We start from the raw sequence: 23,775 nt of genomic DNA, 5'->3' as shown, positions 1-23,775 counted from the left end.
TTATATTTTAAAAATTATTTTTCCGTGCCTGGTGTTTGCTCTGCATGGAATGTCCAGTTTAGCTGTAAGGAATCACCCTGGAATTTATTTTGATCTTGTTCGTTGTCTTCGAAGGAGAAGAGCACGTGTAAATAATCTGTTTCACCAGATTTAATACCGTCTATTAAGTTATGACGTTCTAGAGAAGTAGCCACATCTTCAGGTTTCATAGTTTTTAATTCTGATAGTTTTGTTTCCCACAAAATTTCATGATCATCGTTTGGATTAGATGGCTTTCCATCATTCACTAAAAATTTGACGATGATGTGATCGCCTAAATCTTCACCATCATTATTTTTCTTTGCATCTGTAACTTCATAGGATGTTTCAAGTGCTACTTTTGCAATATCCAATGATCCTTTATTTTCAAGTGTGAAATTTTTTTCAATAAAGTCACCTGGTTTTAAATCTTTCACATTAACAATTACACTTGGATTAATAGAAAGGTCTAGTGTTCCAGCTTGAAATGAGTTACTAGATGTTTCTGAATCACTGAAGTAGGCGAATACACCGCCGAATGTAAGGGATAAGCCAAGCGTTGCTGTGACAACTCCCATTCCAACCTTTTGTTTTAATGACATAAGAAAGCCCCCTAATTAAATTTTTATAGCGACTGTTCGTAACAAGGATAAATAAGTAAACATAGTAGTCCGCTATGAATTATAGTTACGAAAAGTCGGTGTTCTTTATTGAGAACAAGTATATGCTTATAAATTTTCCATTTCAATACAATTGTGACGAAAAATGTTGAGAAACATTTTTTTATGACAGATTATTTTGTTGCGATTTTAAGTGGAAAATAGGATGAAAAAGAGGATGAAGCTAATAAAATAGAGGTTGAGAAATAAATAGTAAGATGAAAGACTAGTGAAAAATGAAGCGTTTTCAATGAATATTCGTCAAAATTCGATATTTTATATAGAAATGTGAAAAAAATTCAACATTTTTAAGAAAAAAACGTATATTTTTTATAAATTAACAAGGATATTTCAGTTTTTCGCAGAATTGGTAAAGTATAAAAAATTCTGTCATCTTAGTGAGGTGAGCATATTGAGTGTAATAAATTGTGAAGAAGTGAAACGAGATGAGTTTCATACAGAAAAGTACTATGACAGTTATAACATCTTTGGCGCACATATTGTGACGGAAGATGAGATGCGAGGTGTACGATTTACAGTATGGGCTCCTCATGCGAAAGCAATGAGTGTTGTTGGAGATTTTAATGAATGGGATTATGAGCAACATAAGATGCTGCAAGTGACAGAAGAGGGAATTTGGTCCCTATTTATACCGCATATAGAAGAAAGAGAAATATATAAATATGCGATTGAAACGATGGCTGGTGATGTCATTCTTAAGGCAGATCCGTATGCTGTGTATGCAGAAGTAAGACCGAATACGGCATCTGTAGTTTTTGATATAAAGGGATACGAATGGAATGATAAAAACTGGAGTCGTAAGAAAAAGAAAAAATCGGTTTATAAAGAAGCGATGACAGTTTATGAATTACATTTCGGTTCTTGGAAAAAGAAAGAAGATGGAACACTGTACTCTTACAGGGAAATGGCAGAAGAACTCATTCCTTATGTGGTGGAACATCAATTTACACATATTGAAATTATGCCGCTTGTTGAGCATCCATATGATCGTTCTTGGGGATATCAAGGAACGGGATATTATGCAGCAACGAGTAGATTCGGCACACCACATGATTTGATGCATTTTGTCGATGAATGTCATAAATATGGAATCGGTGTCATTTTAGATTGGGTGCCGGGGCATTTTTGTAAAGATGCTCACGGTTTATATTTGTTTGATGGGACACCGACTTATGAATATAAAGATAAAGATGTGCAAGAAAATCCAGTATGGGGAACTGTCAACTTTGATTTAGGAAAGAGGGAAGTACGTAATTTCTTAATTTCAAATGCGTTATTTTGGATGAGATATTTCCATATTGATGGTTTCAGGGTAGATGCAGTTGCGAACATGCTGTACTGGAATAAAGAAGGACAAGAGCAAAGTAATGAGCACGCTGTTTCATTTTTACGAGAGTTAAATGAAGCTGTGTTTGCAGAGGATGAAGATTTTCTTATGACAGCAGAGGATTCAACAGCTTGGCCACTTGTAACAGCTCCAACGTATGAAGGTGGGCTTGGATTCAATTACAAATGGAATATGGGCTGGATGAATGACGTGCTGAAATATATGGAATGTGCGCCAGAGTATAGAAAATATATTCATGATAAAATGACGTTCTCTTTACTATATGCTTACTCTGAAAATTTCATATTACCGCTTTCTCATGATGAAGTCGTTCATGGGAAAAAGTCGTTATTAAATAAAATGCCAGGAGACTACTGGGATAAGTTTGCTCAACTTCGTTTATTATATGGATATTTCTTTACTCACCCAGGAAAGAAATTACTTTTCATGGGAGGAGAATTCGGGCAGTTTGATGAGTGGAAAGACCTTGAAGATTTAGATTGGAATTTACATGATTTTGAAATGCATCGTTATATGCATGATTACTTTAAAGAGCTCATAGCATTGTATAAGCGCTCCAAACCACTTTGGCAGCTTGATCATTCGCCTGAAGGTTTTCAGTGGATTGATGCTAATAATAATGAGCAAAGTATTTTCTCTTTTATCCGCCAAGGGGATAAACAAGAAGATGCGTTAGTTGTCGTATGTAATTTTACGAAAGCTACATATGAAAACTATAAAGTAGGTGTACCAGATTTTGAGTATTATAACGAGATTTTAAACAGTGATGCTGAGCAATATGGCGGATCAGGGCAAGTAAATAAGAAACGTCTGAAGGCGATTCAAGAACCGTTTCATAATCAAGCAGCACATGTAGAAATTACAATTCCACCATTTGGCGTATCCATATTACGACCAGTGAAGACGAGAAAGGGGAGCAAAAAACAAGATGGCTCAAAAACAAAAGTGCGTAGCAATGTTACTAGCAGGGGGAAAAGGTAGTCGATTAAGTGCATTAACAAAAAATTTAGCCAAGCCAGCTGTTCCATTTGGTGGTAAATATCGCATTATTGATTTTACGCTAAGTAACTGCGCGAATTCTGGTATTGAAACGGTTGGGATTTTAACGCAATATCAACCGCTAGAACTTCATAATTATATCGGAATTGGCAATGCGTGGGATTTAGACCGAGTAAGCGGTGGAGTCACAGTATTACCTCCTTATGCGGAGTCTTCGGGTGTGAAGTGGTACACAGGTACGGCAAGTGCCATTTATCAAAACTTAAACTATTTAAGTCAATATGAACCAGAGTATGTTCTCATTTTATCAGGTGACCATATTTATAAAATGGATTACAGTAAAATGCTAGATTACCATATTGAGAAAGAAGCGGACGTTTCCATTTCTGTTATTGAAGTGCCTTGGGATGAAGCGAGTCGCTTTGGCATTATGAATACGAACGAAGAGATGGAGATTGTTGAATTTGAGGAGAAACCGCAATTTCCAAGAAGTAATCTTGCATCAATGGGAATTTATATTTTTAACTGGGCGATTTTGAAAGAGTATTTAGAAATGGATGCAAGAAACCCTGAATCTAGTAATGATTTCGGAAAAGATGTGCTTCCGCTTTTATTAGATGAAGGGAAGAAGCTAATGGCGTATCCGTTTGAAGGATATTGGAAAGATGTTGGTACAGTGAAGAGCTTATGGGAAGCGAATATGGATTTACTGCGCGATGAAACATCACTGAATTTAAACGACCGTGACTGGCGTATTTATTCTGTTAATCCAAACGAACCGCCTCAATATATTGCTGAAAAGGCAAGAGTAGAAGAATCACTTATTAACGAAGGATGCGTCATCGAAGGGGACGTGAAGCATTCTGTATTATTCCAAGGGGTGACGGTGGAAGAAGGTAGTATGGTTATTGATTCTGTCGTTATGCCAGGAGCGAAGATTGGCAAAAATGTTGTGATTGAAAGGGCAATTGTTGGATCGGAAATGGTTATTGAAGATGGAACAATTATTCGTCCGGAAAAAAATGTTGACGATGTAGTACTCATTGCTGAAGGGAAATAGAAAAGGGGGATGAAATGAATGGGAGAAAAAATGTTAGGAATTATTAATGCAACGGGAAGTTTTCCTTCCTTAAAGAAAGTAACAGGGCATCGTTCACTAGCGGCGTTACCGTTTGGGGGCCGTTATCGACTCATTGATTTCATGCTTTCAAATATGGTGAATTCTAATATTCATAGTGTGGCAGTTTTTACAAGCCATAAAAACCGTTCACTAATGGATCACGTTGGTTCAGGCAAACAGTGGGATTTAGATAGAAAACGAGACGGACTGTTTTTATTCCCGCCAAATTGCCAATGTGATCAAGATGAATTTGGATCTTTTGCACATTTTAGAAGACATATTGATTATTTTCTAAGAAGCAGAGAAGAGTACGTCGTGATTACGAATAGCCATCTCGTAACAGCATTACATTTTCAAGCAGTGTTAGAGCGACATATACATACGGCAGCTGATATTACGGAAGTTTGCCATGAAGGGGTTTCGCTTCAAACATACGTGTTAAAGAAACAATTATTGTTAGATTTATTTGAGTCATATAAAGATGTGGAGCAATATAGCTTATTCGATGTAGTGAGAGAAAAGCGCGGAAAATCACTACATATTGCTACATATGAGCATACAGGATATGTAGCTATTATTGATTCGATTGAAAGTTACTATAAACATAGCTTAGAAATTTTGCAACCTGCTATTTGGAAGCAACTATTTAAGAAAGAAGCACCGATCTTTACGAAAGTAAAAGATGAACCACCAACTCGTTATGTAAAGGGTGCAGCTGTGAAAAACACAATGATTGCAAACGGCAGTATTATTGAAGGTGAAGTAGAAAATAGCGTTGTCTCCCGTTCTGTTAAAATTGGAAAAGGTTCAATTGTTCGTAATAGCATTATTATGCAAAAGAGCCAAATTGGAGATAATTGTATAATAGACGGTGTTATTATTGATAAAGATGTGAAAATTGGTGACGGTGTTGTCTTAAAAGGAAACGCCGATGAGCCATACGTTGTAGAAAAAGGAAGCGTTCAAAACAGTACGATTAATAGTTATTCTTAAGAAATCAGTGGGGGTTTTTCCTCCACTGATTCAAGTTTTAATTTAAATGAAAACTCGAAGGGAGGAAGCTGCAAGGGAAGTAGTATAAGCTTTTCGTGCAGTGGGACAACAAGTGAATATTTTATTTGCAGTATCAGAATGTGTACCATTTGTTAAATCGGGAGGATTAGCTGATGTAGCAGGTGCGCTCCCAAAAGAGCTAAAAAAATTAGGTGTGGAAGTTCGCATTATACTCCCGAATTATAGTCTTATTCCGCAAAAATTAAGGGACGGATGTACGCTACATAAAGTAATTAACGTCCCGCTTGGCTGGAGAAATCAATATTGCGGAATTTTAAAAGGTGAGCAAGACGGGATTACGTATTACTTAATAGATAATGAATATTATTTTAAGAGGGATTCTCTGTATGGTCATTATGATGACGGAGAGCGTTTTTCTTATTTTTCGAAAGCAGTTTTAGAGTGTATTCCTCATCTTGATTTTGAAGTGGATGTTCTTCATAGCCACGATTGGCATACAGCTATGGTCAATTTCTTACTACGTGAAAAGTATCAAGATAACCCATTATATGAGCATATTAAAACAGTATATACGATTCATAACTTGCAGTTCCAAGGTGTATTTCCTCCTGAAGTGATGTACGACTTGCTAGAACTTGGTGATGAATATTTTCATAGTGAGCAGTTAGAGTTTTATGGAAATGTGAACTTTATGAAGGGCGGTATTATCGCTTCTGATCAAATTACAGCAGTTAGCCCGACATATAAAGAAGAAATTCAATATGAATTTTTCGGTGAGAAGTTAGATGGATTGTTGCGAAAATATAATGGTAAGCTTAGTGGCATTGTAAATGGAATTGATACGAGCGTGTATAATCCAGAAACGGATTCGTATATTACTGCTCAGTACGATGCAGATTCATTATATGAAAAGAATGAAAATAAACGCGCGTTGCAGCGTTATTTTGGTTTGCCGGAAAAAGAAGATACGCCGATTATTTCAATGGTAACGAGATTAACGAAGCAAAAAGGTCTTGATTTAGTACGTACTGTATTCCGTGAAATAATGGAAGAAGATGTACAATGTATTATTTTAGGATCAGGTGATTCGGAATATGAACAATTCTTCGAGTGGATGGCATATGAGTATCCTGAGAAGGTAAAAGTGTACATCGGTTTTAATGAAGAATTAGCTCACCAAGTATATGCGGGAAGTGATTTATTCTTAATGCCATCACTGTTTGAACCGTGTGGACTTGGACAACTTATCGCATTAGCGTACGGTACGATTCCAATTGTAAGAGAGACAGGCGGATTAAATGATACGGTACAATCTTATGACGAAGAAACTGGAGAAGGAAATGGTTTCAGTTTCACGAACTTTAATGCACATGACATGTTACACACTGTTCGTCGTGCAATTGAATTTTATCATGATAAACCGGTATGGGAGCAGCTTGTAAAACAAGCAATGACTGAAGATTATAGCTGGGAAAAATCAGCCCTTGCTTATAAAAAATTGTATAAAAGTCTCATGGAATAACATGTAGGTGGTGAAGAGATGTTTACTCATGTTGAAAGTTTCAAATCAGCTTTTCTAGAAAAGTTAGAGACGATGTATGGTAAAAGTTTCAAAGAATCTACAACTCGTGATCAATACAATACGCTTGGGTACATGGTACGTGAGTATATGAATAGTCAATGGATTGCAACGAATGAAAGTTATCGGTCTGGAGAGCGAAAGCAAATGTATTACTTATCCATTGAGTTTTTACTTGGGCGTTTGCTTGGAAGTAACATATTAAATTTAGGCATCAAGGATGTATGTGAGAAAGGGCTTTCTGAGCTTGGAATTTCGTTGCAACAATTAGAAGAGGTGGAAGCAGATGCAGGTCTTGGAAATGGTGGACTTGGACGGTTAGCAGCCTGTTTCCTTGATTCACTTGCATCTTTAAACTTACCAGGTCATGGGTGCGGAATTCGTTACAAACACGGCTTATTTGATCAAAAAATTGTTGATGGTTATCAAGTTGAATTTCCAGAACAGTGGCTTCTTCATGAAAATGTATGGGAAGTAAGAAGGCATGATCAAGCTGTAGAAGTAAGTTATTTCGGCAATGTTGAACCGCTCTACATTGATGGGCGTTTAGAATTCAGGCATACAAATGCAGAAGTAATTATGGCCGTACCATATGACGTTCCAGTAGTAGGTTATGAGACGAGTACTGTAAATACACTTAGACTTTGGAATGCGGAACCAGTTCCTTTCCCACAAAATTGCAAAGATATTTTGAAATATAAGCGTGAAACAGAGGCGGTATCGGAGTTTTTATATCCAGATGATACGCATGATGAGGGGAAAATACTTCGTTTGAAACAACAGTATTTCCTCGTATCAGCAAGCTTGCAAAATATCGTTCGTATGCATAGAGAAAGATATGGTGACCTTCGTCAATTACATGAGAAAATTGCGATTCATATTAATGATACCCATCCAGTTTTGGCGATTCCAGAACTGATGCGTATTTTATTAGATGAAGAAAAACTAGCATGGGAAGAAGCTTGGCACATAACAACGCAAACGATTTCTTATACGAATCATACGACGTTATCAGAAGCTCTTGAAAAGTGGCCAATTCACATTTTTAAACCGTTATTACCGAGAATTTATATGATTATTGAAGAGATTAATGAACGTTTCTGTCATGAACTTTGGGAACGTTATCCGTATGAATGGCATCGCATTGAAGAGATGGCGATTATTGCGCATGATCTTGTGAAAATGGCTCATTTAGCAATTGTCGGTAGCCATAGTGTAAACGGTGTAGCAAAAATTCATACGGAGATTTTAAAACAGCGTGAAATGCGATTGTTTTATGAGTTTTATCCAGATAAGTTTAATAATAAAACGAATGGAATCGCTCATAGACGCTGGTTAATGAAGGCGAATCCGCAGCTGACGAACCTTATTTCAGAGGCGATTGGAACAGAGTGGAAGAAAGAACCGATTAAGCTTCAAGAGCTACAATTAGTTCAATACGATGCGAGTTTCCAAGAGAAATTTGCAGAGGTAAAACAAGAGCGTAAAGAGATTTTAGCAGCGCGCATTCATCATACAATGGGGATTACAATTGATCCTAATTCTATTTTTGATGTGCAAGTAAAAAGGCTACATGCTTACAAGCGACAATTATTAAATGTTCTTCATATTTTATATTTGTATAACCGTTTGAAAGAGGATGCTAGTTTTACATTTTATCCGCGTACTTTTATTTTTGGAGCGAAAGCATCACCTGGCTATTACTATGCGAAAAAAATTATTAAATTAATAAATGAACTTGCAAGGAAAGTGAATAACGATCCGTACGTAAGCCAATATATGAAAGTTATCTTTCTAGAAAACTATCGAGTGTCTGTAGCGGAAGATATATTCCCAGCGGCCGATGTAAGTGAACAAATTTCAACAGCGAGTAAAGAAGCATCTGGAACAGGCAATATGAAATTTATGATGAATGGTGCGATTACGCTCGGCACGTTAGACGGAGCGAATATTGAAATAAAAGATAGAGTCGGTGATGATAACTGTTTCATTTTCGGTTTAACGGCCGAAGAGGTTCTTCATTACTATCAAAATGGTGGATATCGTGCAAGTGATTATTATCACCACAATGGGCACATTAAAAAGGTAGTAGATCAGCTAACGAATGGTTTCTTTGCACAGTCGGGAGCTGAATTTGAAGCAATTTACGATTCTCTTGTTATTCAAAATGATGAATATTTCGTTCTGCGAGATTTTGGCCCATATGCGGAAAAGCAAGAAGCTGTTGGTAGAGCTTATGAGAACCGAACGAAGTGGCTCGAAATGTCGATTTTAAATATTGCACAATCTGGTCATTTTGCGAGCGATCGAACGATTTTACAGTATAGTAATGAGATTTGGGGTATTGGTAATACAGTTACGCAAATTTAAAGAGATTGCTACGTTGGAAAAGATTATATGAAATTTATATCGGCGATTTTTAAGATATATCAGCGATTTTTAAGATATATCGATTTACCGACAAAAAATGACACTGATAAATAAACCGAGCTTAAACTTATTAAGCTCGGTTTTCTTTTTTGCTTAAGAAAGAAATGGGATCGCAGTATATATGATACCTGTTCCATCATATTCTCCTGTCGCAAAGTATGAAAATGTAAAGAAACCTGTAAACGTAAAAATTACAATGAGAAAAAGTGCAAAGATAAATTTTAGCATGTAAGGTCCCCTCATCCAAAAGTAAATTCATATATTATTATAGTATAAGGATATTTAATTTCCAATTGTTTACTGGTTAAAAATGAGAAGTCAGACATGTTTTGTATGTTGTCATGGCATGATTATTTGTAATAGATTTTGTGTTTTTTGTAAAAGTCATGTTGTGATGAACGTGTGCATATTCCCAGTCTTGTTCATTAAAATGGACGTTGCGGGGAGGAAGAAGAGGAACGACATCAAATAAATTAACAAAGCGAAAGCTACTAGCTACTTGCAGTTTATAATAATTACGAAATGCAATATCTCCCACTTTTGGGGAGGCAAATGTATACAGACCGTACTGTGCGAAGGCGGTATTGATACGCGCATCTAGTATATGTAGTGTAGCGAGCGCGCCGCCTAAGCTATGACCTGTTGCAAGAAGTTTTTTATGGGCTGGTAGTGATACGAGCATATCCATAATAGAATCCCGGCAAGACTCATAAATGGAAAGAAAGCCGTTATGGACATTTCCGCTATTTAAAGCATATGGGTATGGTTTTTGGTTAACGAGTGAATCGATAATCCAGTCTGTATCTGTTTGTGTTCCGCGAAAAGCTACAATAACGGTATCCTCAGATTCTAGTATGAATCCGAACCATTCTGTCGTTTGAATGGTTTTTCCTTGAAAGCCTTGTACATATTGAAAACCATCTGGTATTTCAAAAATCCCATTTTGTTTATATTGTTCATACGTTAACTCACAACAAGAAGCTAACAGTATGGCAGTATCTTTATCAAAGGATAAAGGAGTACGCATTAAGGGAGCCTCCTTAAGAAAAGGTATAGTTCAATATATGCAGTGAGGGACTTGATTCATTCTTTTAGAAAAAAACCTTGAAACTACAGTTACGTGAGGGAGTATGATTTTTGTAAACATACTGTTAGGAGGAGTGTAAGATAAGCAAAAGAGAAGGCTATTCAATTGGTGAGTTTTCAAGGAGAAGAGGCGTGGCTTAACGAAGTGATGGAGTATTATATGATTCGAAGTGGTTTGTATAGTCCACCTAAATAAAAAGAGCCCTATAAGGGCCCTATTTACTCTTTTCCATCTAATAAACGACCAAGTCCACCTAAAACACTACCTTCACCAGTGCTTTGCGCTGCTGGGCTTGTCAGACGTGCTGCTAAGCGGCTAAGTGTTAAGGACTGAATCCAAACTGTTCCAGGTCCTTCTAACGTTGCGAAGAATAAACCTTCGCCGCCAAATAGAGCTGTTTTTACTTTTCCAACGAACTCGACATCGTAGTTAACGTCTTTTGTCATGGCAACGAGACAACCTGTATCAATGCGAAGTTTTTCGCCAGGCTTTAATTCACGTTTGTATACAGTTCCGCCTGCATGCATGAAAGCAAGTCCATCACCTTCAAGTTTTTGCATGATGAAACCTTCACCACCGAAGAAACCAGTTCCTATTTTTTTCGTAAACTCAATGCCGATAGAAACGCCTTTTGCGGCACAAAGAAACGCATCTTTTTGACAAACTACTTTCCCTTGATATTCTGTTAAATCTACAGGAATAATTTTACCCGGATAAGGAGCAGCAAAGGATACGTGACGCTTGCCGTGACCCGTATTTGTAAATACAGTCATAAACATGCTTTCCCCTGTAACGAGACGCTTACCAGCGCCCATTAACTTTCCGAATAAACCTCCAGATGGTCCAGAACCATCACCGAAGATTGTTTCCATTTCGATGTAATCTTCCATCATCATCATTGCGCCAGCTTCTGCAATAACGCTTTCTTCTGGGTCTAACTCAATTTCAACAAACTGCATATCATCGCCGTATAATTTATACTCGATTTCATGTGCTTGCATTTTTTTCACCTCATAAATATGTAGTAATTATATTGTACAGAAATTATTAGAATTAGAACACTATAGTTTTGTTAATTTTCCAATAAAATATGAATATGGAAGTTCAACATTATATTAAAATTATAAAAAAATAATGGAATGAAAGTGTTCTCATTTGACGTTTTGGATATAGCGTGATATAGTGAAGTCACTATTGAGCTACATAATGTGGTACGGAAATAAAGCACGTTGAATTAAAGGCTGTAAGCTTGTTATACATTCATGTCCTTTATATCCACCTTTTCATGTGGATTCATAGTTTCATTTTTATTTAGGAGGTACATGACATGCAAACAGGTAAAGTTAAATGGTTCAACAGCGAAAAAGGTTTCGGTTTCATCGAAGTTGAAGGTGGAGACGATGTATTCGTTCACTTCTCAGCTATCCAAGGTGACGGATTCAAAACTTTAGAAGAAGGTCAAGAAGTTTCTTTCGAAATCGTTGAAGGTAACCGTGGACCACAAGCTGCTAACGTTACAAAAAACTAATTAGCTAGCGATAAAAAGCATTCCGATTTTCGGAATGCTTTTTTTTATTCTTTGGAACTCGACTCATTTGAAGATAATTCGCCCTTAAAGGTACGCTCTTCAAAGTCATCAAGCATTTGCTCATATTCTTCATGTTCTTCCGTAGCGAAAACTTGCGGATTTTTTCCATACATATCTGTACCGATAAAGTTTTCAAAATCCTCTACGTAGCCTACGTTTTCTTCACTATTTACGTACATGCCGTTATAGTTTTTCGAATCTTGTCTTTCTAAATCAGATGGTGTTTCAGATGTTCCGTAATTGGCAACATCTTGCCATGCATCTTCTGCATCATATTCAACAGAACGATCTTCATCATGTTTGTGGAAAGAAGGAGATAACACTTCTTCTTCGACTGGTCGTGTATTCATATTTAACTTATTTGTCGCGTGCTGGATGCATGTTGTAGCAGTCGGCATTGCTTCTAATCTTTCAAATGGAATTTCTTCGCCAGACACTTCGCAAATGCCGTACGTACCCGCTTCTATTTTTTGTAAGGCGTGTTTCGTGTCCTCAAGCTGTTTATGCCAAAGTTCAATAAGCCCGAAGTCTTTTTCACGTTCATATAGCTCTGTTGCCATATCAGCCGGATGGTTATCGTAGCTAGATAATTCTCCAACAGATTCACGTTCAGATGCACGATCTTCATTTTCGTGTGTTTGTATCGTTTGCTCTAGTTCTTGTTTTTGTTTTTCTAAAACGGATTTAAATTGATTTATTTGTTGTGGAGTTAACATAGTCGTCCACCTTCCTACAATTCAGTTTCTTTACATAGTATGAGCGTTGCGAGTAGGAATTATGAGCTGAAATTGGTATATGAAAAAGGAGCCGCATTAGCAGCTCCTTTTAAAGGAAATATCCAAGTAATAATCCGATTCCCATGAGGAGACCGAAGATTGTATTTGTTTTTGCTGTTGCTATCATCGCAGGTACCATTTCCATTGGAATGCTTTTGCCGATAAAGCCTTTCGTCGCTTTAAATGCTTTCGGTGCACTTAAAAATACGATAAGCATCCATGGTGATACAATGCCCACGATAATTAAAGCAATTGTCCAAATGTAGGAAACGATGAACATAGAAGCAAGTACACCGACCGCTCGCTCGCGTCCAACGAGAATGGCTAACGTTTTACGACCGTTTTCTTTATCGCCATCTAAGTCACGGATGTTATTAGCTAGTAAAATGGCACCAATTAAAATGGAGCTTGGAATAGATAGTAAAACGACTTCTGATGTTACAGTTCCAGTTTGAATAAAGAATGAAATCCCGATAATAATGACACCCATAAATAATCCGGCTGTTAACTCTCCAAATGGTGTATAGGCAATTGGAAGTGGACCGCCTGTATAAAGGTAAGCAACGGCCATACAAACAAGACCGATTGCAGCAAGCCACCAGCTAGAATTCATACAAATATAAACACCTAATAGTATTGCGATGCCGAAAAATCCAAATGCTAAGTTAAGCACTGTTTTTGGCTGAATGCCATCGCGAACGATAGCGCCGCCGATACCAACTGAACCTTCGTGATCAAGTCCTCTTTTATAATCAAAGTATTCATTAAACATGTTTGTTGCTGCCTGAATGAGAAGACAAGCAAGAAGCATTATAAGGAAAAGAGGGAGATGTATTTGATTTATACCTCCGACCTGCATTGCATAGGCTGTTCCGATGAAAACAGGAACGAAAGCTGCTGTTAATGTATGGGGACGTAGTAAACTCCACCAAATGCGCCAGCCTGTTTGCTTGCTTGGCTTTGGCGCCGTAGGAGAGGAATTCGTTTCGACGTTCATTTCCATGTTGAATCCTCCTTTGGTCACATATTGTACACAACTAAGTGTAGAAAAAGCATCATTTAGTGTCAACGTTTATTTTCTAGGAAGAGAAGGTGAATTTCTCAGAAATGCTAAACGTTGACAGGCCTTTCGTTTGAGGTGTATCTTAAAATCAAGCGTAATTATGACTATTTTTCGCCCATAGGGGGGAGACAATTGTGATTCAAACGAAACAAAAAGGCTTGCAGGAAGTTCTAAGTGCAGCCATTAAGCATGCAACTGATGAAAAAATATTGGTTAGTTTTGTAAAAAAAATAGACTGGATGGATCCACTTCTGTTTTATGCAGCAGGAAAAAGGATCTCATTCGAAAATAGATGTTATTTTGCAGACCCAGCTCAGCATGTAATATTTGCTGGAATTGGTTCTGTTTTCACTATAGCAACTGCTTCTCACAAACGCTTTCAAACTGCTCGTGACGAGTGGGATAAAGTAAAAGAGAAAGCATTTGTACAAAGAGAAAGATACGAATTTGGAACAGGTCCTCTTTTATTTGGTGGATTTTCATTTGACCAAGAAAAAGAGAAAACAGATTTATGGAAAGAATTTGATGATACGACATTTTCACTACCGGCATTTTTATTAACTGTAAAAAATGAAAAAGCATGGTTAACAATGAATACATTCGTTTCAGCAACAGATTGTGCAGAAACTCTTTATAACGAAATTGTTTCTTTAGAAGAGAAAATTTTTGAGGAGAGTAAATGTGCACTAGAAGGATCGAAATTAACAGTTACTTCTAAAGTAGAAGTGGATCCGAAAGGCTGGATGAAGTCCATTGAGAAAGTGCAAGATGAGATGAAGCAGGGGAACGTGCAGAAGGTTGTATTAGCGAGGGAGCTAAAAGTAGAGATGGATCATCATATTGATTCTGCGCTTGTTTTAGAAGCACTTCGCATTGGGCAACCAGATTGTTACGTATTTTCTTTTGATTATAAAGGGGCATGCTTCTTAGGAGCGACGCCAGAGAGGTTAATTCGCAAAGAAGATGAGAAGTTTACTTCAATGTGTCTTGCTGGTTCAACTGGTCATGGTCAATCTATAGAAGAAAGTAAGCGAAATAGTGATGCGCTTCTTCATGATGAAAAGAATTTAGCTGAACACGGTTATGTTGTGAACATGATTCGAGGAGTATTAAATGAGCACTGCGAATCCGTTAATATTCCGGAAAGTCCAGGTCTATTAACAACGAAAAACTTAATTCATTTATATACGCCTGTAGAGGCAAAAGGCGACGCGAGTCTTTTAACGATGGTAGAAGAATTACATCCAACACCAGCTCTTGGCGGGACACCTCGTTTAGAAGCGATGAAACTAATTCGTGATGTTGAATTGTTAGACAGAGGATTATATGGTGCACCGATTGGCTGGATAGATGATGAAGGAAATGGTGAATTTGCGGTTGCACTTCGCTGCGGATTATTAAATGGAGAGAAAGCATCCTTATTTGCCGGTTGCGGGATTGTAATTGATTCAGTACCGCAACTTGAATATGAAGAAACAAGTTTGAAGTTTAGACCGATGCTTGGTGCTTTGGAGGAATTAATGAAATGAACAATCATATAGAAGCATTATCATATTATTTAGGCGCGTTCGTGGATGAACTGACGCGTCTAAATGTATGTGATGTTGTCATTAGTCCAGGCTCACGGTCAACGCCGATTGCTCTACTAATGGAACAACATGAAGGAATGAACACATATTTACATGTAGATGAAAGATCTGCAGGATTTTTTGCGCTCGGTATTGCAAAAGCGAAAAAACGTCCTGTTGCATTATTATGTACGTCAGGAACGGCTGCAGCGAACTACTATCCAGCTGTATGTGAAGCTTTTCATTCGCGAGTGCCGCTTATCGTCTTAACGGCAGATAGACCGCATGAATTAAGAGATGTCGGTGCACCACAAGCGATGAATCAAATTAATTTATACGGCACGTTTGTGAAGCAATTTACAGAGATGGCACTTCCAGAAGCGAATGAGGCGATGTATCATTACGCTCGCATGACAACGCAGCGCACGATAGCAAGCGCGCTTTTAGCACCGCAAGGACCTGTTCATCTTAATTTTCCGGTTCGCGAACCGCTTATCCCGGACTTCTCATTAGAAAGTTTATGGGATAAAGGACGCGGAGAATATACAGGAGTAGTTCAGCGAGGGAACGCGGTGATGCCGAGTGAATATGTAGATTCTCTTGTAGGGCGCCTTTCACATATGGAAAAGGGGCTTATTATTTGTGGGGATGATAGTCATTCAGAAATCGCAACGTTTGCAACGCAACTAGCTGAAAAAACGGGATATCCAATATTAGCGGATCCACTTTCTAACATTCGTAGCGGGCACCACGACAAAACGATGGTAATTGACTGTTACGATACATTTTTACGAAATGAATTGTTAAAAGAAACGTGGAAGCCGGACGTTTTAATTCGCTTCGGTGGTATGCCTGTTTCGAAAGCATTAACGCAATTCATTAAAAAACAGACGAAAGCCGTTCATATCGTTGTTGACGAATCTGGACAATGGAGAGATCCGGCTCTCGTTGCAACAGAAGTTGTCCAAGCGAGTGATATTGCATTTTGCAGTGCACTAATAGAAAAAATGCCAGTTATGAAAAAGAATGATTGGTCCCAAATGTGGCAACATATAAACGAAAAAACGAAGGAAACGCTTCGTGAAATGGAAACATATGATACGGCATTTGAAGGAAGAGTCATTACAGATATTGTCCGCGTATTACCAGAAGGGGCAACGTTATTTGCAAGTAATAGTATGCCAATTCGTGATACAGATTCTTTCTTCTTCACATCGGATAAAGACATTCAAGTAATGGCAAATCGCGGTGTAAATGGGATTGATGGGATCATTTCGACAGCTTTAGGAGCGAGCATGATTTGCGATCCACTTGTATTAGTGATTGGTGATTTATCATTCTATCACGATTTAAATGGACTACTAGCCGCAAAATTACATGAATTAAACATAACGATTGTCGTTGTAAATAATGACGGTGGCGGTATTTTCTCATTCTTACCACAGTATGAGAAAAAGGAACATTTCGAATCGTTATTTGGAACACCGATTGGCCTTGATTATGAGCATGTTGTCAACATGTACGGTGGTTCATTTAGCCGTGTAAATGGCTGGGAGCAATTCCGAGAAGAAGTACAAAAAGGAACAACGACAGAAGGTTTACACGTTGTGGAAATTTGTACGAACCGTGATGAAAACTTAACGTTGCACCGTACGTTATGGGCAAAAACACAGGACGTAATTACTACATCGTTGCAAGGTGAATCAAAATGAACGTAACGCTGCAAGGTGTATCGTATGAATATGAAGTAGTCGGAAGCGGGGAACCACTTCTACTTCTTCATGGTTTTACGGGAAGCATGGAGACGTGGCGTTCCTTCGTTCCTTCTTGGAGTGAGCAATTTCAAGTCATTTTAGTAGATATTGTTGGGCACGGAAAAACGGAAAGTCCTGAAGATGTGACGCATTATGATATTCGAAATGTAGCGTTGCAAATGAAAGAACTACTAGATTACCTTCATATTGAAAAGGCGCACATACTTGGCTATTCAATGGGCGGTAGACTGGCGATTACAATGGCGTGTCTATATCCAGAATATGTACGCTCTCTTTTATTAGAAAATTGTACAGCTGGGCTTGAAAGGGAAGATGAGCGAAAAGAACGCTGTGAAAAAGATGAGCGACTTGCTCAAAAAATTGAGCGAGAAGGCATCGAAAGTTTTGTATCGATGTGGGAAAATATTCCGCTGTTTGAAACGCAAAAACGTTTAGCACAAAACGTACAAGAAGCAGTGCGAAAAGAACGACTTGCTAACAATCCAAAAGGGCTCGCAAATAGCTTGCGCGGCATGGGAACAGGGGCTCAGCCTTCATGGTGGAATGAGCTGCAAAACTTAAAAATTCCTGTTCTTTTAATGAACGGTGAGCATGATGAAAAGTTCTTTCGTATATTAAAAAATATCGAAAAATGCGTCTCTGACGCGAAATTTGTCAAAATTGATGGTGCTGGCCATGCAATTCATGTGGAACAACCGGAAAAGTTTGATACAATAGTAAAGGGATTTCTAAAAACTATGCAGTGATGCTTTTTTCAGTTAAGAATGAAGTTACACTTATAGAGGAGATCAGAAATATACAAGGAGGTAGTTGTAATGGCTATTGAATGGGTAAAAGAAGGCAATTACGAAGATATTATTTATTCAACATACAATGGTATCGCAAAGATTTCGATTAACCGCCCTGAAGTACATAACGCATTCCGTCCTAAAACGGTAATGGAGTTAATCGACGCTTTTGCACATGCTCGTGATGATGCAAATGTTGGCGTTATCATTTTAACAGGTGAAGGTGGACGTGCATTCTGTTCTGGCGGCGACCAAAAAGTTCGCGGTCATGGTGGATATGTAGGTGACGACCAAATCCCACGTCTAAACGTATTAGACTTACAACGTCTAATTCGCGCAATTCCTAAACCAGTTATCGCAATGGTAGCAGGTTATGCAATCGGTGGTGGGCACGTACTTCATATCGTATGTGACTTAACAATCGCTGCAGACAACGCTGTATTCGGACAAACAGGTCCTAAAGTAGGAAGCTTTGACGGTGGATACGGAGCTGGTTACTTAGCTCGTATGGTAGGCCACAAGAAAGCTCGCGAAATTTGGTACCTATGCCGTCAATACAACGCGCAAGAAGCGCTTGATATGGGCTTAGTAAATACAGTAGTACCATTAGAACAACTTGAAGCAGAAACAGTACAATGGGCAGAAGAAATTTTAGCAAACAGCCCAATGGCACTTCGTTTCCTAAAAGCTGCATTCAACGCAGACACAGACGGTCTAGCTGGTATTCAACAACTAGCTGGAGATGCAACGTTATTGTACTACACAACTGACGAAGCAAAAGAAGGTCGCGACGCGTTCAAAGAAAAACGCCGTCCAGACTTCGGTCAATTCCCTCGTTTCCCGTGATCAAACCAAAAGCGGAAGCAGCTCGTTCAGAATGTGAGGGGGATGGAGCTTCTGACGTAGAGGCGCTTTTTGCCTCGTAGGAAGAAGTGAAACGACCGACTGTTCTAGCCGCTGTAGCTGGATGAGATCAAAAGCGAAAGCGGCTCACTTAGAACACGAGGGCGTTGGAACTCCTGACGTAGAGGCGCTTTTTGCCTCGTAGGAAGGCGTGAAACGACCGACTGTTCTAGCCGCTGTAGCTGGATGTTTTAAAAGCGGAGCCGACTGTTTAGCCCCGTTGGCTAAGGTTCTTTCGCACAGAAAGTGTTTTTTACTTTCTTGTGCGGAAGGTTCTTAGACGGAAGGGGCTAGGAGGCGCAGCTGGATAAGGTCAAACCGGAAACAAAACAACTAAGAGACTTGATGTCATATCAAGTCTCTTTCTTTCATGAAAGGAGAATGAATGATGGAGACGATGCCAAATTGGTTAATGCAACGTGCATTTTTAACACCAGATCGCACTGCAATTGAAATAGAGGAAGAGAAAGTTACTTTTATGCAGCTGCATGAAAAAGTAGTATCTGTTTGTGAACACCTCACACATATAAGAGTGAAGCGTGGGCAAAAGGTGGCTGTTCTGATGAAAAATGGTATGGAGATGATTACAGTTATTCACGCCCTATCGTACGTAGGTGCAGTAGCTGTGCTTTTAAATACGCGTCTTTCAAGAGAAGAGCTACTTTGGCAAATGGATGATGCTGAAGTTATTTGTTTAGTGACGGATCAAGATTTTGAGGCTAAAGATGTTCCTGTGTATTCATTCACCGACATAATGAATGGACCAAAAGAGGAAGCCCCTATACAAGAAGAATTCTCTTTAAAAGAAGCGATGACAATTATTTATACGTCAGGGACGACAGGCAAACCGAAAGGCGTTATTTTAACGTACGGCAATCATTGGGCAAGCGCGGTTGGTTCTTCGCTTAATTTAGGACTTCGTGATGATGATTGCTGGTTAGCTTGTATGCCGATGTTCCACGTTGGCGGGCTATCTCTTTTAATGAAAAATATTATGTACGGCATGCGCATTTTACTCGTTCCGAAATATGATGCTGATTTTATTCATAAAGCACTTCAAACGAGAGGTGTAACGATTATTTCTGTCGTTTCTAAAATGTTAACTGATTTATTAGAGCGACTTGGGGCAGAGACATATCCATCTTCTTTACGATGTATGTTACTTGGCGGAGGACCAGCGCCGAAACCGTTATTAGAAACGTGTGTTGATAAAGGGATTCCTGTATATCAAACGTACGGTATGACAGAAACGTCTTCGCAAATTTGTACGTTATCCGCAGATTATATGTTAACGAAAGTAGGGTCAGCTGGAAAACCACTATTTCAGTGCCAACTGCGTATTGAAAAAGATGGCGTAGTAGTGCCGGCGTTTACAGAAGGCGAAATCGTAGTAAAAGGACCGAACGTAACAGGTGGTTACTTTAACCGTGAAGATGCGACGCGTGAGACAATTCAAAACGGATGGCTTCATACTGGCGACCTCGGTTATTTAGACGAAGAAGGATTTTTATACGTATTAGATCGCCGCAGTGATTTAATTATTTCTGGCGGAGAGAATATATATCCAGCTCAAATTGAAGAAGTGTTACTTTCTCATCCGGCGGTAGCGGAAGCTGGTGTTGTCGGTATGACTGATGATAAATGGGGACAAGTACCCGCTGCTTTTGTTGTAAAAAGTGGAGAGGTAACAGAAGAAGAAATTCTTCACTTTTGCGAGGAGAAATTAGCGAAATATAAAGTGCCGAAAAAAGCGTGGTTCTTAGAGGAATTACCACGAAATGCTTCGAAAAAATTGTTAAGACGAGAGTTAAGACAATTAGTGGAGGAGATGTAAGTGGAGATAAAAAAAGCGACACTTCATATAACGGAAATGCCACTCGTCATCCCGTTTGCTGCAAGCTACGGAACGTATGAAAAGCGTGAGAGTATCGTCATTGAATTAGAAGATACGGACGGGTACATTGGATTTGGGGAAGTCGTTGCTTTTTCTGAACCGTGGTATACGGAAGAAACAGTGAAGACGGCGCTGCATGTACTGCAAGACTTTTTATTACCGGATTTATTAAAGGCTGAAATTTCTCATCCGAATGAAGTGCCAAGTTTGTTCCAGCATATAAAAAGAAACCGAATGGCAAAGGCCGGAATTGAAGGGGCTGTTTGGGATTTATATGCGAAGCGTCAAAAGAAATCATTAGCGACATTGCTTGGCGGAACGAAAGCTGAAATTGAAGTTGGTGTTGTAATTGGGCTTAATACGATTCCGGTTATGTTAAAACAAATCGAGAAGTACGCGGAAGAAGGATACGAGCGTTTTAAAGTGAAAATAAAGCCAGAGCATGATTATGAGTTATTGAAAGAAATTCGTAAAGAGTTTCCGCATATCCCGTTAATGGCTGATGCGAATTCAGCGTATACATTAGCGGATACGGAGAGTCTGAAACGACTAGATGAATTCCAATTGATGATGATTGAGCAACCGCTAGCGGATTACGATTTTCTTGATCATGCACAGTTGCAAAAGAAAATAGAAACGCCAATTTGTTTGGACGAAAGTATCCATAGTTTAGAAGATGCGCGTGTTGCGATTACACTTGGCAGTTGTCAAATCGTTAACATTAAACCAGGGCGAGTGGGCGGATTAACAGAATCAATCCAAATCCATAATTATTGTATGGAGCATAACATACCAGTTTGGTGCGGCGGTATGGTAGAGATGGGGATTTCAAGAGCACAAAATGTTGCCCTTGCCTCACTGCCTAACTTTACGATTCCAGGCGATATATCCGCTTCTAGTAGACATTGGGAGAAGGATATTATTTCACCGCAAGTGATGCTTGAGGGAGGGAAAGTGATGGTGCCGCAAAGCGTTGATGCTGAGTATGAAGTAGATCGCGGAAGGCTGGCGGAAATCACGAAGCAGCGGATTGTGTTTGAGCGGTAGGTTGAGTCTTTAAAATAGTAGGCGAATTTCGTCGTTAATTGTCGGTAAGTCGATATTCCTTGTCGAAACGTCGATATAATAAAAAAATCGTCGATATAATTCAAGTTGTGTTCGATATATTTGGAAAATCGTCGATATAATTTCATTTACTAAGGTTACTCCCGCGAGTAGCCTTTTCTTATTGTACAAATTGGATAGACTAGTTTACAATCGAGCGTATAAAGGGGGAGTAAAATGAAGCGCATTTCCATTTTAATAGCGGATGATGAGGCAGAAATTGCTGATTTAATTGAGATACATTTAGAAAAAGAAGGGTACCACGTCGTGAAAGCAGCTGATGGAGAAGAGGCAATTCATATTATTGAAACGCAGCCAATCGATTTAGTGGTTTTAGATATTATGATGCCGAAAATGGATGGGTATGAAGTGACGCGCCAAATTCGTGCGAAGCATCATATGCCAATCATTTTCTTAAGTGCGAAAACGTCTGATTTTGATAAGGTGACAGGTCTTGTATTAGGTGCAGATGATTATATGACGAAACCTTTTACACCGATTGAATTAGTTGCACGTGTAAATGCACAATTACGTAGGTTTCTTACGTTAAATCAGCCGAAAGTAGCGGAGAATAAATCTGCTTTAGAGGTAGGCGGGGTCGTGATTGATCCTGAGCGAAGAACAGTAAATGTGTACGGAGAACAAGTTGAATTAACACCGAAAGAGTTTGATATTTTATATTTATTAGCGAGTCACCCGAAGAAAGTATACAATGTGGAAAATATTTTTCAGCAAGTATGGGCAGATGATTATTATGAAGGCGGAAATACAGTTATGGTACATATTCGTACGTTGCGGAAAAAACTTGGGGAAGATAAAAGAAAAGATAAGCTAATAAAAACAGTGTGGGGAGTAGGGTATACTTTCAATGGATAACATGATGAAAAGCTTTCGATTTAAAATGATTGCCTTATTTGCGTTAAGTATGGTGTTCGCTGCAACTGTAACTTATATAATTTATAAAGGATTGCAGTTGTATTATAAAACGATGGTTCGCTATGAAGAGCCTTTAGCACAATTTAGGTCAATCGTAAGGGAATTTGGAGACATTAACTTCTTTTTAATTTTCTTTATCCCGTTGTCTATTATCTTTTTCTTCTTTTTGACAAAACCGTATTTAAAGTATTTTAGTGAGATTTCTAACGGGATTCATCATCTTGCGAACGGTAACTTTACGAATAGAGTTCAAGTTTCATCAAATGATGAATTTGGAGACATCGCGCGTGAAATAAATGTTGCGAGTGAAAAGTTAAAAGAAGCGGTGGAAAGAGGAGACTTTGCTGAAAGTAGTAAAGATCAGCTCGTTGTAAACTTAGCTCATGATTTAAGAACGCCGTTAACATCTGTGTTAGGTTATTTAGATTTAATTCTTAAAGATGAAAATTTAACAAAAGAACAAATTAAACATTTCTCTACAATTGCATATACGAAATCGCAAAGGCTCGAAAGTTTAATTGATGAGTTATTTGAAATTACACGTATGAATTATGGCATGTTACAACTAAATAAAAAGCCGATTGATATAAGTGAACTGCTTATACAGCTAGAAGAGGAATTGTATCCGTTATTAGAGAAACACCATTTAGAAGCTAGATTGAATGTTGATCCGCATTTGCCGATTAACGGTGATGGGAAATTGTTAGCTAGAGTATTTGAAAACTTGTTAACAAATGCTGTTCGTTACGGATATGATGGGCAATTTGTTGATCTGAATGGGTATATCGATAATGGAGAAGTTGTTGTACAAGTTATGAATTACGGAGATAGCATTCCAGAAGAGGACTTACCGTATCTTTTTGATATGTTTTATACAGGTGATAAATCGAGGTCAGAAAACCGTGGCGGGACAGGCCTTGGGCTATTTATTGCGAAAAATATTGTTGAACAGCATAACGGGACGATTTCTGCTGAAAGTAATGTAGTTAGAACAATGTTTGAAGTGCGATTGCCAAAAGCCGAGAACGTTACAATTTAATAAAAATTTAAACTTTACCCCACTTTTTATTTTAATAGTTTTTTCTATTCTATACGTAAGTTATGT

General features: G+C 38.4%; 20 protein-coding genes. 14 read left to right on the top strand and 6 right to left on the bottom strand.

Going from position 1 to position 23,775, the window contains the following annotated elements; all coding sequences use genetic code 11:
• Nucleotides 1-14: 14 nt before the first annotated feature.
• The gene (locus tag PDQ40_RS21945; RefSeq protein ID WP_000053954.1) at nt 15-620 is read right to left on the bottom strand and encodes a CalY family protein; all 606 of its coding nucleotides are present in this window, start codon (nt 618-620) and stop codon (nt 15-17) included.
• Nucleotides 621-1,089: 469 nt separating this feature from the next.
• On the opposite strand from PDQ40_RS21945, the gene glgB reads away from it, so the two are divergent.
• The 5 genes from glgB to glgP all read left to right on the top strand — a co-directional run bounded on the left by glgB (nt 1,090) and on the right by glgP (nt 9,128).
• Entirely contained in the window at nt 1,090-3,027 is a 1,938-nt protein-coding gene (gene glgB, locus PDQ40_RS21940) for a 1,4-alpha-glucan branching protein GlgB (RefSeq protein ID WP_000111372.1), read from the top strand.
• Nucleotides 2,975-4,105, top strand: coding sequence for a glucose-1-phosphate adenylyltransferase (gene glgC / locus PDQ40_RS21935; protein WP_000057612.1), 1,131 nt, complete (start codon nt 2,975-2,977; stop codon nt 4,103-4,105). Before glgB ends, glgC begins: the two co-directional genes overlap by 53 nt.
• Nucleotides 4,106-4,123: 18 nt before the next feature.
• Entirely contained in the window at nt 4,124-5,158 is a 1,035-nt protein-coding gene (gene glgD / locus PDQ40_RS21930; protein ID WP_000504146.1) for a glucose-1-phosphate adenylyltransferase subunit GlgD, read from the top strand.
• A gap of 112 nt (nt 5,159-5,270) precedes the next feature.
• Nucleotides 5,271-6,701, top strand: coding sequence for a glycogen synthase GlgA (gene glgA, locus PDQ40_RS21925; protein WP_002163487.1), 1,431 nt, complete (start codon nt 5,271-5,273; stop codon nt 6,699-6,701).
• An 18-nt stretch (nt 6,702-6,719) separates the two neighbouring features.
• Nucleotides 6,720-9,128, top strand: coding sequence for a glycogen phosphorylase (gene glgP, locus PDQ40_RS21920; RefSeq protein WP_270691634.1), 2,409 nt, complete (start codon nt 6,720-6,722; stop codon nt 9,126-9,128).
• A 153-nt stretch (nt 9,129-9,281) separates the two neighbouring features.
• Here glgP and PDQ40_RS21915 read toward each other — a convergent pair whose 3' ends face one another.
• From PDQ40_RS21915 to PDQ40_RS21905, 3 genes are all read right to left on the bottom strand, one after another.
• Nucleotides 9,282-9,416 carry a hypothetical protein gene (locus PDQ40_RS21915; protein ID WP_000911070.1) on the bottom strand — a complete coding sequence of 45 codons (135 nt, stop codon included), beginning with the start codon at nt 9,414-9,416 and terminating at the stop codon, nt 9,282-9,284.
• Nucleotides 9,417-9,492: 76 nt separating this feature from the next.
• Nucleotides 9,493-10,215 (bottom strand): lipase family protein, encoded by a 723-nt coding sequence (locus PDQ40_RS21910; protein ID WP_001260124.1) that lies wholly within the window; start codon nt 10,213-10,215, stop codon nt 9,493-9,495.
• Nucleotides 10,216-10,493: 278 nt separating this feature from the next.
• The gene (locus PDQ40_RS21905; RefSeq protein ID WP_001147837.1) at nt 10,494-11,276 is read right to left on the bottom strand and encodes a TIGR00266 family protein; all 783 of its coding nucleotides are present in this window, start codon (nt 11,274-11,276) and stop codon (nt 10,494-10,496) included.
• Between the two features lie 326 nt (nt 11,277-11,602).
• Here PDQ40_RS21905 and cspD point away from each other — a divergent pair, with 326 nt between their 5' ends.
• Nucleotides 11,603-11,803 (top strand): cold-shock protein CspD, encoded by a 201-nt coding sequence (gene cspD / locus PDQ40_RS21900; protein ID WP_001193054.1) that lies wholly within the window; start codon nt 11,603-11,605, stop codon nt 11,801-11,803.
• 44 nt (nt 11,804-11,847) lie between these two features.
• On the opposite strand, the gene PDQ40_RS21895 is transcribed toward cspD, so the two are convergent.
• Nucleotides 11,848-12,579, bottom strand: coding sequence for a yteA family sporulation protein (locus tag PDQ40_RS21895; protein WP_000957376.1), 732 nt, complete (start codon nt 12,577-12,579; stop codon nt 11,848-11,850).
• A gap of 109 nt (nt 12,580-12,688) precedes the next feature.
• On the bottom strand, nt 12,689-13,642 hold the full coding sequence (locus PDQ40_RS21890; protein WP_000425747.1) for a 1,4-dihydroxy-2-naphthoate polyprenyltransferase: 954 nt from the start codon (nt 13,640-13,642) through the stop codon (nt 12,689-12,691).
• A gap of 194 nt (nt 13,643-13,836) precedes the next feature.
• Between PDQ40_RS21890 and PDQ40_RS21885 the strand changes: the two genes are divergently transcribed.
• From PDQ40_RS21885 to PDQ40_RS21850, 8 genes are all read left to right on the top strand, one after another.
• Nucleotides 13,837-15,231, top strand: coding sequence for an isochorismate synthase (locus PDQ40_RS21885; RefSeq protein WP_000616745.1), 1,395 nt, complete (start codon nt 13,837-13,839; stop codon nt 15,229-15,231).
• Nucleotides 15,228-16,982, top strand: a complete 1,755-nt coding sequence (menD, locus tag PDQ40_RS21880) for a 2-succinyl-5-enolpyruvyl-6-hydroxy-3-cyclohexene-1-carboxylic-acid synthase (protein WP_086707347.1) — start codon at nt 15,228-15,230, stop codon at nt 16,980-16,982. The genes PDQ40_RS21885 and menD overlap by 4 nt, the downstream gene beginning before the upstream one ends.
• Complete coding sequence (gene menH / locus PDQ40_RS21875) at nt 16,979-17,791, top strand: 2-succinyl-6-hydroxy-2,4-cyclohexadiene-1-carboxylate synthase (RefSeq protein ID WP_214328391.1); 813 nt, start codon at nt 16,979-16,981, stop codon at nt 17,789-17,791. The genes menD and menH overlap by 4 nt, the downstream gene beginning before the upstream one ends.
• Nucleotides 17,792-17,860: 69 nt before the next feature.
• The gene (gene menB / locus PDQ40_RS21870; RefSeq protein WP_000963874.1) at nt 17,861-18,679 is read left to right on the top strand and encodes a 1,4-dihydroxy-2-naphthoyl-CoA synthase; all 819 of its coding nucleotides are present in this window, start codon (nt 17,861-17,863) and stop codon (nt 18,677-18,679) included.
• Between the two features lie 445 nt (nt 18,680-19,124).
• Complete coding sequence (locus PDQ40_RS21865) at nt 19,125-20,570, top strand: o-succinylbenzoate--CoA ligase (protein ID WP_214328389.1); 1,446 nt, start codon at nt 19,125-19,127, stop codon at nt 20,568-20,570.
• Nucleotides 20,571-21,677: an o-succinylbenzoate synthase gene (gene menC, locus PDQ40_RS21860; protein WP_214328387.1), complete on the top strand. Its 1,107-nt coding sequence runs from the start codon at nt 20,571-20,573 to the stop codon at nt 21,675-21,677.
• Between the two features lie 234 nt (nt 21,678-21,911).
• Nucleotides 21,912-22,610, top strand: coding sequence for a response regulator transcription factor (locus PDQ40_RS21855; protein WP_000822491.1), 699 nt, complete (start codon nt 21,912-21,914; stop codon nt 22,608-22,610).
• Entirely contained in the window at nt 22,603-23,709 is a 1,107-nt protein-coding gene (locus tag PDQ40_RS21850) for a sensor histidine kinase (RefSeq protein ID WP_214328369.1), read from the top strand. The genes PDQ40_RS21855 and PDQ40_RS21850 overlap by 8 nt, the downstream gene beginning before the upstream one ends.
• Nucleotides 23,710-23,775 lie beyond the last annotated feature (66 nt).

Origin of the sequence: Bacillus cereus group sp. Bc061, from assembly GCF_027715825.1 — a bacterium.
In the GTDB taxonomy this organism is placed as follows: Bacteria; Bacillota; Bacilli; order Bacillales; family Bacillaceae_G; genus Bacillus_A; species Bacillus_A paranthracis.
This window is presented reverse-complemented; position numbering and strand designations above follow the sequence as displayed.